Below are 15,162 nucleotides of genomic sequence, written 5' to 3' on the forward strand. Positions count from 1 at the left end.
ATTGTCTCCTTATTATTTTCCAAAAGAGTTCGTATAGGCAAAATTTAAAAACTGTTCCGAAATCTTCATGTAGTTATTTCTGGAAAGCGGAATCTTCTGGCCGTCTGTCAGGATGATATCGCTTTTCGTAACATATTGAATGTAATTCATATTTACCGCATAAGAACGGTGTGGATATATAAAGTCCGGATAGGCTTTTAGAATATCCTGAAATTCCGTAAAGGTCATTACGGCAGAGATCATGGTCTGATCTGCCAGATGTAAGGTGATGGTTCTGTGTGTGACCTCACCATAGACCAGAGAGGATACCCGGATCCGGCTGTACTGCTTCTCTGTCGTATAAATGATGAAGCTTGCGGTATCTTTCTCATCCAGTTCGGCAAGAATGGAATCTATGGAGGCAAAAAATTTTTCTTCGGTTACCGGTTTTAACAGATAGTTCTGGGCTTTTACTTCGTAGCTGTCTACCGCATATTCCGGAGAACTTGTCAGGAAGATGATCTCGGTATCTGTCCCGGAAGCTCTGATATTTCTCGCAATCTCAATTCCGTTTTCTCCGGGCATTAAAATGTCCAATATCGTAATATCAAATCGTTTTCCCTGATCGATGGCATCCAGTAATGAGAAGCCATTTTGAAATATATGAATCTGAAACGGTGTGGCATGAAGCTCCTGATATCGTTTGAAAAGCACTGCCAGTATCTGCCGTTCCTGTTTGCTGTCGTCACAAATCGCTATATGTATCAAAAAATCTACTCCTTATCATGGCTTAACAAATATATGATAAGCCGGTCGTTGATCGTCATTTGTACAGGCGTACTCATTGACCTGAGTTCATTATAGCATAGTTCTGATCAAATCGACTGACATTTCATGCACATATAGTGACAATTCATGTAGCGGATGCAAAAAAATAAAATCTGTTGTAGAATGCGGAACTGCTTCATGATAGACTGAAAAAATCAAGAGAATTCAGATCAATGGAGGATTAATAATGGGAAAAGTACGATTCAATGATAATACAGAAATAGTTGCAGCTGTAAAAGAAGGACTAAAAAGGAAGGATGGATATTGTCCGTGCAGGCTTGAAAAGATACCGGAGAATAAATGTATCTGTAAAGAATTTCGGGATCAGATCAATGATCCGGAGTTTGAGGGATACTGCCATTGTCAGTTATATTACAAAGAAAAGTAAAATAATATATGAATTATTATCAGAACATATAGACTGGTTCGTCAAAATAAACATAAAAATATTAATAAATCCAAAAAAATTGCTAATAAATCCAAAAATATTCTATTCTTTCTTCCTGCTTGTCACATTATAATGAATTTAGTCAATGAGACAGAGCGAAAAATAAACAAAATGTACAAACAGGAGGAATGAAATATGAGAAAGAAAAAAATTATAGCTGTCGTTGCAGCAGCAACACTTGCATTATCAATGGTAGGATGTGGATCAGGCGGATCAGGCGGATCAGGCGGAAGCAGCTCAAGCGGAGTTGCAAATAAGGATAAGCCACTTTGCTGGTTCAACCGTCAGCCATCCAACAGCTCAACAGGAGAACTTGATAAGGAAGCATTAAGCTTCAACAAAGATACTTATTATGTAGGCTTCGATGCTAATCAGGGTGCTGAGCTTCAGGGCCAGATGGTACTTGATTATATCAAAGCAAATGCAGCAACAATCGACCGTAACGGTGATGGCGTTATCGGATATGTTTTAGCAATCGGTGATATCGGACACAATGACTCAATCGCTCGTACTCGTGGTGTTCGTTCAGCACTTGGCACAGGAGTTGATGCAAATGGTGCAGTTGATTCAACACCTGCAGGTACAAACGTAGACGGATCAGCAAAAGTTGTTCAGGATGCAAAGCTTGATGTAGGTGGTAAGACATATACAATCCGTGAGCTTGCTTCACAGGAAATGAAGAACTCAGCAGGTGCTACATGGGATGCAGCAACAGCAGGAAACGCTATTGGAACATGGACAGCTTCATTCGGTGATCAGATTGATGTAGTTGTTTCAAATAACGATGGTATGGGAATGTCAATGTTCAATGCATGGGCAAAGGATAACAAGGTTCCTACATTTGGATACGATGCTAACAGCGATGCAGTAGCAGCTATTGCAGAAGGTTACGGCGGAACAATTTCACAGCATGCAGATGTTCAGGCTTACTTAACACTCAGAGTTCTTCGTAACGCACTTGATGGTGTAGACGTTGATACAGGTATCGGTACAGCAGATGAAGCCGGTAACTGCTTAACAGAAGGTGAAGATTACAGATATAGCGAAGAAGAAAGATCATACTACGCATTAAACGTAGCAGTAACTGCTGAAAACTATCAGGATTTCACAGATTCAACAAAGGTTTATGACAAGGTTTCAAAACAGCTTGATTCAAGCAAGAGCCCAACAAAGAAAGTATGGCTTGATATTTACAACGCTTCAGATAACTTCTTAAGCTCAACATACCAGCCACTTCTTGAGAACTACGATGATCTGCTCAACCTGAAAGTAGATTACATCGGTGGTGATGGTCAGACAGAGTCTAACATTACAAACCGTCTTGGTAACCCGGGCGAATATGACGCATTTGCGATCAACATGGTTAAGACAGATAATGCAGCATCATACACAACACTTCTTAACAAATAAGATAACGGATCGGCAGGCAATAATGATTTAACTCAGAGGGGTGTCAGATACAAGATTTGATACCCTTCTTTTACTAAGAAAGGGAAGTAGAGATATGGCAGAAGATAAGAATAAATACATCTTATCGATTCAGGGCATGAGCAAATCATTCGGTAGAAACAAGGTTCTGGATCACATCAATCTGAATGTGAAACCGGGTTCGATCATGGGTCTTATGGGTGAGAACGGTGCCGGAAAATCGACAATGATGAAATGTCTCTTCGGAACCTATCAGAAGGACGAAGGAACTATAATATTAGATGGTAAAGAAGTAAACTTCTCAGGTCCAAAGGATGCCCTTGAAAACGGAGTTGCAATGGTTCATCAGGAGCTTAACCAGTGTCTTGAAAGAAGCGTTGTGGACAACCTGTTCCTGGGACGTTACCCAAAGAATTCCCTCGGTGTGATTGATGAGGGCAGGATGAAAAAAGAAGCTTCAGATTTGTTCAGAAAGCTCGGTATTACCGTAAATCTGACACAGCCGATGAAGAAAATGTCAGTATCGCAGCGTCAGATGTGTGAGATCGCAAAGGCTATTTCTTACAACTCAAAAGTAATTGTACTTGATGAGCCGACATCTTCACTGACAGCACCTGAGGTTGCAAAGCTGTTCAAGATGATGAGACAGTTAAAAGAACAGGGTATTTCCCTGATATATATATCACATAAAATGGATGAGATCTTCGAGATCTGTGACCAGATATCCGTTCTTCGAGATGGTAGTCTGGTAATGACAAAAGACAGTAAGGATACAAACATGAACGAACTGATCTCCGCAATGGTTGGTCGTTCTCTTGACAATAGATTCCCACCTGTAGACAATGAGCCTGGTGAGACAGTTCTCTCCGTACAGAACCTGTCAACAAAGTATGCACCAAAGCTCCAGAACATTACATTTGATGTTAAGAAAGGTGAGATTTTCGGACTGTATGGTCTGGTAGGTGCAGGTCGTACAGAGCTCCTTGAAACCATATTCGGTATGCGTACAAGAGCAGCAGGAAATGTACTTTATAATGGCAAGATGATGAACTTCTCATCACCAAAGGATGCCATGGATCATGGTTTTGCCCTGATCACAGAGGAAAGAAAAGCAAACGGACTTTTCCTGAAAGCAGATATCACATTTAATACAACAATTGCAAATATGAACCATTATAAGAGCGGAATCGCACTTAGCCATGACGATATGGTTCGTGCAACCGCAGAGGAGATCAAGGTCATGCATACAAAATGTATGGGACCGGATGATATGATCGCAAACCTCTCCGGTGGTAACCAGCAGAAGGTTATCTTCGGTAAATGGCTGGAGCGTTCGCCTAACGTATTTATGATGGATGATCCTACAAGAGGTATTGATGTAGGAGCCAAGTATGAGATCTATGAACTGATCATCAACATGGCAAAGCAGGGTAAAACGATCATCGTTGTATCCTCAGAGATGCCTGAGATCCTTGGTATCACAAACCGTATCGGTGTTATGTCGAACGGTCATCTTGCAGGAATTGTAAATACAAAAGAGACCAACCAGGAAGAATTATTAAGACTTAGTGCGAAATATTTGTAATAGAGAGGAGTTTTGGTTATGGCAGATAAAAGTAAGATCCTTTCGGCTGATGCAGAAGCAGCGCTTTTAAAGCCGATTGATGAATATGTAGGAAAAATACAGTCACAGATCGATGCACTCCGTGTAGACGGATCTGACAAGGTTCAGAGCTATAAGAACCAGATCGCAATTGCGAAGGAAGACAAGAACTTATCAAAGGATGAGAGAACAAAAGCAGTTGCAGCAGCAAAAGCCGGACTGGAAAAAGCAAAGAGTGTGGAAGCAGCAAACAAGGATAAGGTATCCAAGTTGATCGCAGAAGCAGAAAAGTACCTTTCCGAGAATTATAACAGCAAATACTATGATAAAGTAGTTGCAAGCTGCGAGGCAGAAAAAGCAGCAGAAAACGAAGCGTATGAGAAGGTTCGTGCAACGATCAAGACAGAGCACGAACAGACACTTGCCAAGCTGTCCGCTGCAGATGAGATCAAAGATGAGAAATATGTATATAAGAACAGATTGTTTGATGCACAGATGTCTCATGAATCCAGATTACAGGAGATTAAGGACAGAAAGCATGATGCATTTGCACATAAGTTCCATCTGATCGATCTCTTACGGATGTCCAAATACACATTTGGTCAGAAGCAGGCTCAGAAGATCGAGAATTACAAATACACATTTAATACATCCCAGTTCCTTTATAAGAACGGTCTGTATATCGTAATCATCCTGATCTTCATTGCACTTTGTATTATCACACCAATCGTTAAGAATACACAGTTATTAACCGTTACCAATATCCTGAATATCTTACAGCAGGCATCTCCTCGAATGTTCCTTGCACTCGGTGTTGCCGGTCTGATCTTACTTACAGGTACTGACCTTTCCATCGGACGTATGGTAGGTATGGGTATGGTTACAGCAACTATCATCATGCATAACGGCCCTAACACAGGTGGCGTATTCGGACATATCTTTGATTTCTCAAATATTCCGGCCGCTCCTAGAGCAATTCTTGCCCTGGTAGCCTGTATAATTCTTACAACAGTATTTGCAAGTATCGCAGGTTTCTTCATGGCGAAGTACAAGATGCATCCTTTCATCTCGACCATGGCGAACATGCTGATTATCTTTGGTTTAGTAACATACGCAACAAAGGGTGTATCATTCGGTGCGATTGATTCTTCCATCCCTAGCATGTTCATCCCTACATTTGGCAGCTTCCCATCTATTATTCTTTGGGCAATTGTAGCAATCATTGTTGTATGGTTCATCTGGAACAAGACAACATTTGGTAAGAATCTGTACGCTGTAGGTGGAAACCCGGAAGCAGCAGCAGTTTCAGGTATCTCAGTATTCAAAGTAACACTTGGCGCATTCATCCTTGCAGGTATCCTTTACGGATTCGGTTCATGGCTTGAATGTAACAGAATGGTAGGTTCCGGTAGTGCTGCTTATGGACAGGGCTGGGATATGGATGCCATTGCAGCCTGTGTAGTTGGTGGTGTATCATTTACAGGTGGTATCGGTAAGATCTCCGGTGTTGTAACTGGTGTACTTATCTTCACATCATTAACATACTCACTGACAATCCTTGGTATTGATACAAACCTTCAGTTCATTTTCGAAGGTATCATCATCCTTGCGGCTGTAACTCTTGACTGTCTCAAGTATGTACAGAAGAAGTAAGGAAATGTAATAATCGCTCACAAAAAAAACGATATAAATCAAAAGCCGCTCCGTTCGTCTTTGATATGCTTTCTGTCAGGCTGACAGATGCAGGCTCCAGACTGAACGGGGCGGCTTTTAAAATATCAGGAGTACGCTGCTATTTTATTTGGGATATATACGGTAAAACGGGATTTTGGGGTTCATTCTGAACGTAGATTTGTTATAATAAGGAACAGATAGAAAGAATAAAAGAGGAATGAGATATGGATAATTATAAAGTGGTACTCGTCGATGACGAGGTGGAAGTAATCGATGCGATCGAACAGAGAATTCATTGGGATATATTAGGATTTGAAGTCGTTGGAAGTGCGACAAATGGTGTGAAAGCACTGGAGCTTGTGGAGAAGCAGCAGCCGGATGTCGTGATAACGGATATCAAGATGCCATATATGGATGGACTGGAGCTTGCCAGAAGATTGAATAAAGAATATCAGAATATCCATATCATCATTTTTACAGGATTTGATGAGTTTGAATATGCGAAGGAAGCGGTTCATCTGGAAGTAGAGGAATACATGCTGAAACCGATCAATGCGCTGGAGCTTACGGAATGTATGAAACGATTGAAAAAGACGCTGGATAAGGAGAGAGAAGAACGTCTGAATGTAACAAAGCTTGAGAATTATCTAAAGGATTCCCTTCCGGTGCTTCAGACGAATCTGTTTGTTTCGTTGATCGAGGGTCGTGTAAATGAAGAATATTGCGAGAAATTTTTGAATGCGTATCAGATCGATATAAAAGGACCGTATTATTGCTGTGCGATCTTTCATACCTCGGAGCATCATGTTCCGGATGGTATGAATCCATTGCTGCTTGCCATGTCAGTCGAGCATGAGATCAAGGATCGTTTAGCACCGGAATGGAAGAATCATATGTTCACATATCTGGGAAATGCGCTTATGATCATAGAACTGGAAACGGAAGAAATGGTCGTTGCATTTACAGATGCCTGTGACCGATTCTGCAAATGGGCATATCGTGTTATGGGAGCTGTTGTGACTGCGGGAATCGGAAGAGTCTGTGATAATCTGATCAGCATTAATTCTTCTTATGATGGAGCAAGAGAAGCAGTTTCTTATCGCGTGTTATATGGAACGAGCCGTGCGATCAATATTGGTGAGATCGCACCGAAGGAGCAGGAGATCCTAATCCAGCCGGAGGATACAAAGATGCATGATCTGTTCAAGGCTATTCATCTGGGAGTACCGGAGACACTTGAACAGTCGGTGCGGAAGGAAGTGGAGAAGCTTCACAATAATGCGCAGACTGTGAGCCAGTATAACCTTGCGATCATGGAGATGGTGGGAGCATTTTATCGATTCTGTGCTAATAATTTTATAGATTTTAATGAGTTTTGCGGTAATGTCGGAAATCCATACGAACGTGTACCGGAGATGGATGAAAGCACATTAACCGCATGGATGATCGATTCGGCAAAAGCCATCAGTGAGGAGCTGAAAAATGCCAGAAACAGTACATCGAGGCGTATGGTTACGGATGCGCAGAATCTGGTGCATGACAGGTATATGGAGCCGAATCTTTCCCTGGATACCGTGTGCTCGGCACTTGGAGTATCGAATTCTTATTTTTCCAGTGTATTTAAAAAAGAGACAGGAAAAGCATTTGTAACATATCTGACTGATTACCGGATGGATCATGCGGCAGAACTGATTCTCGAAACAAATGAGAAAAGTTATCAGATTGCAGAGCGGGTCGGTTATCTTGATGCAAATTATTTCAGTTATGTATTTAAGAAGCGTTTTGGGGTATCGCCATCCAAATACAGAACGGAGCATCTGAAAAAATAAAGGGTAAATAAGGGGAAGCGTGTTGAAGGATATAAGAAAGAATAAAAAGAAGAAAAATGAAAGTTCTATTATCGGACGTCTTCGGGGGTGGTTTTATCACGGCAGATTTATAGGTTTTGATATTCAGTCGATCATTATGACGGTGCTTACTGCCCTGACGATCATCACAACCGTTATCATGGGTCTGCTGTTGTATAATCGTTTTAAGATGGCAATTAAGCAGACTGCGGTCACGAATACGGAAAATATGGTGGAAAATACTGTTGAAAAGCTGGATGCGGATCTGTTAAATGTGCGTCAGATTACGAATGCGGTGAATTATAATATTATTCAGGAATATGATATTTCCAGTCGGGATTTTAACCGGCAGTTCAGTCTGTTATATGAGATTAATGCCGATAAAATCCAGAGTATGGCGTTATATGATGATAAAGGAAATCTTCTTACGGCAGAACCGGTCGCGGTACAGAAGGATGCTGTGGAACCGTCGGAGCAGGACTGGTATCAGGATGCAGAGGCAGATATCGAGAATATTCATTTCTCTATACCGCATATCCAGAATCTGTTTGTCGATGGCACATATCGATATTACTGGGTTGTATCTCTCAGCCGTTCAGTTGATATTAACGATGGTGAGCAGCCGGGAAGTGGTGTCCTTTTGGTCGATATGAAATATTCGGTGATAGAGGATACATTGGCACGGATCAATGATGCGTCAAATGGCATCTATTATTACCTGTGCAGCCGTGATGGTCAGATGATCTATCATCCGCGCGGAACCGATATGGACAGAGGATATTTCAAAGAAGAATACAGGGATGCAGCAACCTATGAGGATGGAACATATGAACTTACGTTCAATGGCAGGACAAGCAATGTGATCGTAAACAGTGTTGCTTATACCGGATGGAAGGTGGTCGGTGTAGTACCGGAAAGTGTACAGATCGCGAGCATCAACCGGTTCCGGTATTATATCATTACAACGGTTATCATTCTTATGATGATGCTTTTAGGGGTGAACCGTATTATTTCGAAGAAGATATCCAGGCCGATTCTGAAGTTAAATGAATCAGTCAAAGCATATGAGGCAGGTGGTCCGACAGATATCTACATCGGTGGATCGTCCGAGATCCGTCATCTGGGATATTCCGTTCAGAAATCCTATGAACAGATCGAAGCTTTGATGCAGGAGATCATACGGGAACAGACGGAACGAAGAAAGAGTGAGATGGATGCGCTGCAGAGCCAGATCAATCCGCATTTCCTCTACAATACCCTGGAATCCATCACATGGATGGTAGAAGCAAAGAAGAACCTGGATGCGGTGTTTATGATCTCCGAGCTTGCAAAGCTGCTTCGTATCAGTCTGTCAAAGGGCAGAACGGTGATCAGAATATCGGATGAGATCCAACATAGCAGAAGTTATATGAATATTCAAAAAGTTCGATATAAGGAGCGTTTTCAGATCGAATTTGATATTGATGAAGAGATTAATGAGTACTGTACAGTAAAGCTGATCGTTCAGCCGATTCTTGAAAATGCCATTTATTATGGTGTAGGGAATATGGATGAGGATGACGGCGGCAAAATCACGATCCGGGGAGAGAAAAAGGACGACGATATATATATTTCCGTAGAAGATAATGGTATGGGAATGAATGAGGACATTGTAGAGAATATATTAAAAGATAATAACAAAGTACCAAAACATGGTTCAGGTGTCGGTCTGATCAATGTTCATTCCAGAATTCAGTTGATGTTTGGAAATGAATATGGTCTGGAGGTTTACAGTGAGCCGGACGAGGGTACAAGGATTGTGATCCACATACCGGCTATTCCATATACAGAGGAGAATCGGGAACAGCTTGAAACACAAAATTATGGAAAGGGGAGAGTGACAGATGAAGAGAAATAGAATTACTTTCCTCATAGCAGAGCTGATCCTGGTTGCCATTGCCGGTATATTTATCAACCGGATCTTTCGGGAAGATAATCCACAGAAACGTGTGGCAGTTATTCTTCCGGATTCCGGTAATACCAGATGGGAAGGTCTGGTTAATGGACTGAAGCAGTCTGCGCAGGTAAATAATATTCATTTGATCATCTGTAATACAGATGAGATCGTAAGTGCAGATGATGAAAAAGAGCTGATCGATGAACAGCTTGAAAATGATGTGGATGCATTTATCATCTGTCCGGCTCCCGGAACAGATACAAAAGATATGCTTACGTCTTTGCAGGCGGAGAAAGAGACCTTTGTTCTGATAACGGAGGATGCATATATGGCAGATGACACAGAATCGACCGGATTTGTAACGATAAAGCCGGATAACTATCAGATCGGCTATACTCTCGGCAGGCAGATCATAAAAAATGATACAGATAAGTCGGCAGGCAAGAAGATCGGAGTGATTGTCGGACGGGCAGAGACTGAGGCAAGTGTCAGCCGTGTAAAGGGACTTACCGATGCACTTGCAGGATATAACTGTGAGTTTGTCTGGACATATAATCAGAATAGCGGTAAAGATACCTGTAAGGCGGTGGATTCTCTGGAAGCGGTTGATTATATAGCAGCTATGGATACAGAAGCTCTCGATACACTCGGAGAAAATGCTGAAAATGGGTATTATAAAGGGGCAGAAATATATGGGGTAGGTACAAGCATGAAATCCATAGCCCTGCTTGATTACAACAAGATTAAATGCCTTGTTGTGCCGGATGGGTACAGCATCGGTTATGAGAGTGTAAATGAGCTCGCAAAGAAACTTGGACGACCATTATATACATTAAAAAGTCATGAAGAAGCGATACGGGTAATCTATAAGGATGACCTGTTTTCGGAAGAGACAGAAAGGTTTTTATATTCGTATGAATAGAAAGAAAATAAGAAAAATAATAGCCTGTATATGCATATTGGCAGTTATGATGTCTCTGGTATCCTGCGACAGCAGGAAAAATCAGAAAGACAGAACTCTGCGGGTCGGCGTTGTTACGTATACGCCGGATGATCCGTTTATCAATGCAATGACAGATATATTGAAGGAGGATCTGAAAGCATTAGAAGCAAGTGATATGAAGGTTATCGTATCAGTCAGAAGCGGAGATAACAGTCAGCAGGAGCAGGATGAAGTGGTGGAGGAAATGATCGATGCCGGATGCGATGTGCTTTGTGTAAATCTGGTCGATCGAACTGCTCCGTCAAATATTATAAGACTCGCAAGACAGAATAATATTCCGGTGATTTTCTTTAACAGAGAGCCGGTAAGAGAGGATCTGCTGCAATGGGATAAGCTGTATTATGTCGGATGTGATGCAGCACAGTCCGGCGAGATGCAGGGGGAGATTGCTGCGGAATATATAAAGAATCATCCGGAGGTGGATCGCAATCAGGATGGTAAGATCCAGTATGTACTCTTAGAGGGTGAAGCCGGACATCAGGATGCGATCAGCCGGACAGACTGTTCGGTAAAGACCATTCTTGAAAATGGTGTGAAGCTTGAGAAACTGACCTATCAGTTTGCAGACTGGAACCGCGCACAGGCAGAGAACCGAATGAGCCGGTTGATCAGTCAATATGGGGATCAGATAGAAATGCTTATTTCCAATAATGATGAGATGGCACTCGGTGCAGTCGAGGCTTATAAGAATGCCGGATATATGCAGAGTGATTATCCGGTCATCTTTGGTATCGATGGATTAGATGATGCGCTGGAAGCTGTTCGGCTGGGCACTATGCAAGGAACTGTCTATAATGACAGAGAAGCACAGGCAAGAAAGATTGCACTGATTGCAGTAGCCTTGTTCCGTGGAAATGATGTGAGCGTATTAGGACTTGAGGATGAACGGTATTATATGGCACAGTATCGTAAGGTCGATGTCGATAATGTGGATGAATTTTTGCAAAAATAGCTATGCAACAGGAGGTTTGCAGGTATGCAGGATATATGGATTGAATCTTTTTATAATGAAATTGATGCTGAGAAACGACAGGCATTTCTAAAAGAACATACAGGAGATCCAAAGGACGAATTGGACGCATTTCGAGAGAAGCTCTGGATTGCCCGGTATGGCAAACGAAAACCAAAGAATGATGCATTTGTGGGCTATCTGATGCAGATGAAATATATCGCAGAAGGTGGCGGCATGAGCCTTGGCGCACAGAAAAGAAAGCAGGCTGCGGAAGTCCTGACAGGTTTATTCCTCGGAAACTATGACAATCTGGATATCGAGAAGCAGGAAATGATATTTTATGAGATTAAAAATGCTTTCCTGAAGCTGATCGGTGTCAGCAAGAACGGACGTGGATTTACTTCTGTTGTATTTGGCATGGGGCAGTTATCCGATGAAAGTGTAGCAAAGAAGATCGCAGATCAGGTCAGCACGATCGCATTTGCCACACCGCATATGCTTCATATGGATAAGGAGTTTGCGGTATTCCAACAGGCAGCACTTGAAGCCTTTCGACAGGAATTCCCGAACCGGGAGCATTTTCTGAAGAAGTAGGGGTGTAAAAAGAGCGTTATAGGGCAAAAAAGCCAGATAAACATTAATTATTGTGTTTATCTGGCTTTTTTATGATTCTCTATGCATTCTCCTGCGTAGCAGCACCTTCGTATACGGCTTCGTTTGTAAGTTCAATGCCGAGCTTCTTAAAGGTTGTCATGTCGACTGTGGACAGGATCGATGATACATGGAGCTGGCAGCCGGACAGCTTTGGAAGCTGTTCCAATGCATGCTTTGCATTTGGATCGGATACAGCACACATGGATAATGCGATCAGAACTTCGTCGGTATGAAGACGAGGATTCTTGCTGCCAAGGTATCCGGTCTTTAAGTGCTGGATCGGTTCTATAAAGGTACGTGAGATCAGATGTGTATTTTTATCAATATTTCCAAGTACCTTAATTGCATTTAATAATACAGCAGATGCAGGACCGAGCAGATCGGAAGTGGAACCGGTAACGATCGTTCCGTCCGGCAGTTCTAAGGCTGCGGCGGCTGAACCGTTTTCCTGTGCAAGGTTATTTGCAACCGGAACAACAGCGCGGTCGTTGACTGTGATCTTCGCCTGATTCATGATAAGTTCCTGTTTGTATACTTCGTCTTTGGTCGCTTCGTCTTTGACGAAACGGTTCAGAGACTGGTAATATCGTCTGATAATTTCCTGCTTGGACGCTTCTCTGCAGGCTTCGTCGTCAATGATGCAGTTTCCCGCCATATTTACACCCATATCGGTTGGAGATTTGTATGGACAGTATCCATAGATTCCTTCGAACATGGAAGCCAGAACCGGATAGATCTCGATATCACGGTTGTAATTGACGGTTGTTTCACCATAAGCTTCCAGATGGAAAGGATCGATCATGTTGACATCATTTAAGTCTGCGGTAGCAGCTTCATAAGCCAGATTGACTGGATGCTTAAGTGGGATATTCCAGATCGGAAAAGTCTCAAATTTGGCATAGCCGGCCTTGATGCCACGCTTGTTCTCATGGTACAGCTGTGACAGACAGGTCGCCATCTTGCCGCTTCCCGGACCCGGTGCGGTAACAATGACAAGCGGACGGGTTGTCTCTACATAATCATTTTTTCCATAGCCTTCATCACTTACGATATAGTCAATGTTATTCGGATAACCCTCGATGGAATAGTGATGGTAGACCTTGATGCCGATCGCTTCCAGTTTCTTCTGGAAAATATCGGCAGATGGCTGTCCGGCATATCGTGTGATAACCACGCTGCTGACATACAGCCCTTTCTTTTTATATACATCGATCAGACGGATAACATCCTGATCGTATGTGATTCCCAGATCGTGACGGATCTTATTGCGCTCGATATCGGCGGCGTTGATCGAGATGATCATTTCTGCCTGATCTGCAAGCTGTAAGAGCATCTGTAATTTGCTGTCCGGTGCAAATCCCGGAAGTACGCGGGAGGCATGATAGTCGTCAAATAATTTGCCGCCAAATTCCAGATACAGTTTATCTCCAAATTGTTCGATACGTTCCCTGATGTGCGCAGACTGCATGGACAGGTACTTGTCATTGTCGAAGCCAATGCGTTTCATTTTTTGAAATTCTCCTTCGTAAATTAATCAATATACGGAAGACACTTAAGAAAATGAAGTGCCCTATAAGAGAATACCACAGAGAGGGGAGAAAATATAGAGAAAATTTGCTCAAGGCTTCGATTTTCCCCAATATCCTTCTATAGCTTCCTGATTCAACCCTTCGCCGATGACAATCAGGATTGCCTGTCCATTTGGGATCGGCTCAATCTCGGTCTTCTGGTGTGTGACGTTGATGGATATCCAGCTTCCATCAGCGAGCTTCTGGAATCCTTTAATCCGGAAGACCTTACCACAGGCTGGATCGAGCAGGATTTTCTGGCAGCTTTCTTTTAAGAAATCCTCTGTAAAATCCATATTCATGAAGTACAGACTGTCGTAGGTCTGTTTGTCGTCAAACCAGAGTTTCGTATAATTGGCATCCTGATAGCCGGATGAGAGGATCGCTTTATAGTCTTCATCGGTCAGATCTTTCCAGTCCTTTTCCAGAACTATCTGCTTTGGCGTGGACTTAGAATGCAGAATGTCAAATGACTGTTTTACATAATCTTTGGTAGAGGTTAACTGTTCCGGTGTGACTTCCTGTGAATGACTGTATAAGACAGTGCCGGCCTGTGCCACCTGAGAAGCCAGAAGATAACGGGAAGCTTCGGAGAGATTCTGCTCCAGTGTGGCATCGATGATCGTGATAACATTTCCAATCGTGTACCAACGGTCAAGCGGATCTTCGTGCAGGGCATCAAAGAATTCATCCATATCGAAGATGCCGGATGGCTCTACCAGAACGCGGTCATAACCACACATTCCCATTGCGATCAGCTTGGTTTTGAATCGTCTGCGGTGACAGTCGGCATCACAACCGCCGGCAACCATTTCCAGTGTACAGTTATCACCAAGGATATCCTGTAACAGCATGGCATCGACATTCACTGCACCAAAATCGTTTTCAAGAATGCCGATATTTAAGCCCTGATCGATCAGGTATTTGGCATATTTCCTTATAAAAGTAGTTTTACCGGAGCCTAAGAATCCGGTGATCAAATCTATCTGAATCATAAAAATCACCTCTTGCTGTATTTGCAGATGATATTCGTGTGTGCATTCGTAACCTATATGTTATTTGTGTATCTTAACTTGCCAATACAGGGGCATTTGAGGTCGCCGGTACTTGATGGCACATAAGTGGCATCTTAGTACCGCTGCAGACCGAAACGAGCGGAAGCGTCCCCTGATTGGGAATGTTAAGGATACACAAATATAGAAGTAGATAAGTGCACACACGAATACCATCTGCAATCACATT

General features: G+C 42.5%; 12 protein-coding genes. 9 read left to right on the plus strand and 3 right to left on the minus strand.

Features of this window, described 5'->3' with window-relative positions:
• Positions 1 to 12 precede the first annotated feature (12 nt).
• Positions 13 to 747: a LytTR family DNA-binding domain-containing protein gene (locus tag DXB77_RS06365; RefSeq protein ID WP_118662851.1), complete on the minus strand. Its 735-nt coding sequence runs from the start codon at positions 745 to 747 to the stop codon at positions 13 to 15.
• Positions 748 to 994: 247 nt separating this feature from the next.
• On the opposite strand from DXB77_RS06365, the gene DXB77_RS06370 reads away from it, so the two are divergent.
• The 9 genes from DXB77_RS06370 to DXB77_RS06410 all read left to right on the plus strand — a co-directional run bounded on the left by DXB77_RS06370 (position 995) and on the right by DXB77_RS06410 (position 12,292).
• Positions 995 to 1,195, plus strand: a complete 201-nt coding sequence (locus tag DXB77_RS06370) for a Ferredoxin thioredoxin reductase subunit beta (RefSeq protein ID WP_021944545.1) — start codon at positions 995 to 997, stop codon at positions 1,193 to 1,195.
• A gap of 195 nt (positions 1,196 to 1,390) precedes the next feature.
• Positions 1,391 to 2,665 (plus strand): substrate-binding domain-containing protein, encoded by a 1,275-nt coding sequence (locus tag DXB77_RS06375; RefSeq protein WP_117808612.1) that lies wholly within the window; start codon positions 1,391 to 1,393, stop codon positions 2,663 to 2,665.
• A 94-nt stretch (positions 2,666 to 2,759) separates the two neighbouring features.
• Positions 2,760 to 4,268, plus strand: a complete 1,509-nt coding sequence (locus DXB77_RS06380; RefSeq protein ID WP_008402285.1) for a sugar ABC transporter ATP-binding protein — start codon at positions 2,760 to 2,762, stop codon at positions 4,266 to 4,268.
• 18 nt (positions 4,269 to 4,286) lie between these two features.
• The gene (locus tag DXB77_RS06385; RefSeq protein ID WP_117808611.1) at positions 4,287 to 5,939 is read left to right on the plus strand and encodes a galactoside ABC transporter permease; all 1,653 of its coding nucleotides are present in this window, start codon (positions 4,287 to 4,289) and stop codon (positions 5,937 to 5,939) included.
• A gap of 245 nt (positions 5,940 to 6,184) precedes the next feature.
• Complete coding sequence (locus DXB77_RS06390) at positions 6,185 to 7,789, plus strand: response regulator (protein ID WP_117808610.1); 1,605 nt, start codon at positions 6,185 to 6,187, stop codon at positions 7,787 to 7,789.
• Positions 7,790 to 7,808: 19 nt separating this feature from the next.
• A complete protein-coding gene (locus DXB77_RS06395) occupies positions 7,809 to 9,704 on the plus strand; it encodes a sensor histidine kinase (protein ID WP_173783647.1) in 1,896 nt (631 codons plus the stop codon).
• A complete protein-coding gene (locus tag DXB77_RS06400) occupies positions 9,691 to 10,665 on the plus strand; it encodes a substrate-binding domain-containing protein (protein WP_117808609.1) in 975 nt (324 codons plus the stop codon). Before DXB77_RS06395 ends, DXB77_RS06400 begins: the two co-directional genes overlap by 14 nt.
• Positions 10,658 to 11,698, plus strand: coding sequence for a galactose ABC transporter substrate-binding protein (locus DXB77_RS06405; protein ID WP_117808608.1), 1,041 nt, complete (start codon positions 10,658 to 10,660; stop codon positions 11,696 to 11,698). Before DXB77_RS06400 ends, DXB77_RS06405 begins: the two co-directional genes overlap by 8 nt.
• A 24-nt stretch (positions 11,699 to 11,722) precedes the next feature.
• A complete protein-coding gene (locus DXB77_RS06410) occupies positions 11,723 to 12,292 on the plus strand; it encodes a DUF6553 family protein (RefSeq protein ID WP_117808607.1) in 570 nt (189 codons plus the stop codon).
• A 79-nt stretch (positions 12,293 to 12,371) separates the two neighbouring features.
• On the opposite strand, the gene DXB77_RS06415 is transcribed toward DXB77_RS06410, so the two are convergent.
• Positions 12,372 to 13,859 (minus strand): DUF1846 domain-containing protein, encoded by a 1,488-nt coding sequence (locus DXB77_RS06415; protein ID WP_117808606.1) that lies wholly within the window; start codon positions 13,857 to 13,859, stop codon positions 12,372 to 12,374.
• Between the two features lie 111 nt (positions 13,860 to 13,970).
• Positions 13,971 to 14,915 carry a GTP-binding protein gene (locus DXB77_RS06420; protein WP_117808605.1) on the minus strand — a complete coding sequence of 315 codons (945 nt, stop codon included), beginning with the start codon at positions 14,913 to 14,915 and terminating at the stop codon, positions 13,971 to 13,973.
• Between the last annotated feature and the right edge of the window lie 247 nt (positions 14,916 to 15,162).

The organism is Clostridium sp. OM05-9 (assembly GCF_003481465.1).
GTDB classification, from domain to species: Bacteria; Bacillota; Clostridia; order Lachnospirales; family Lachnospiraceae; genus Coprococcus; species Coprococcus ammoniilyticus.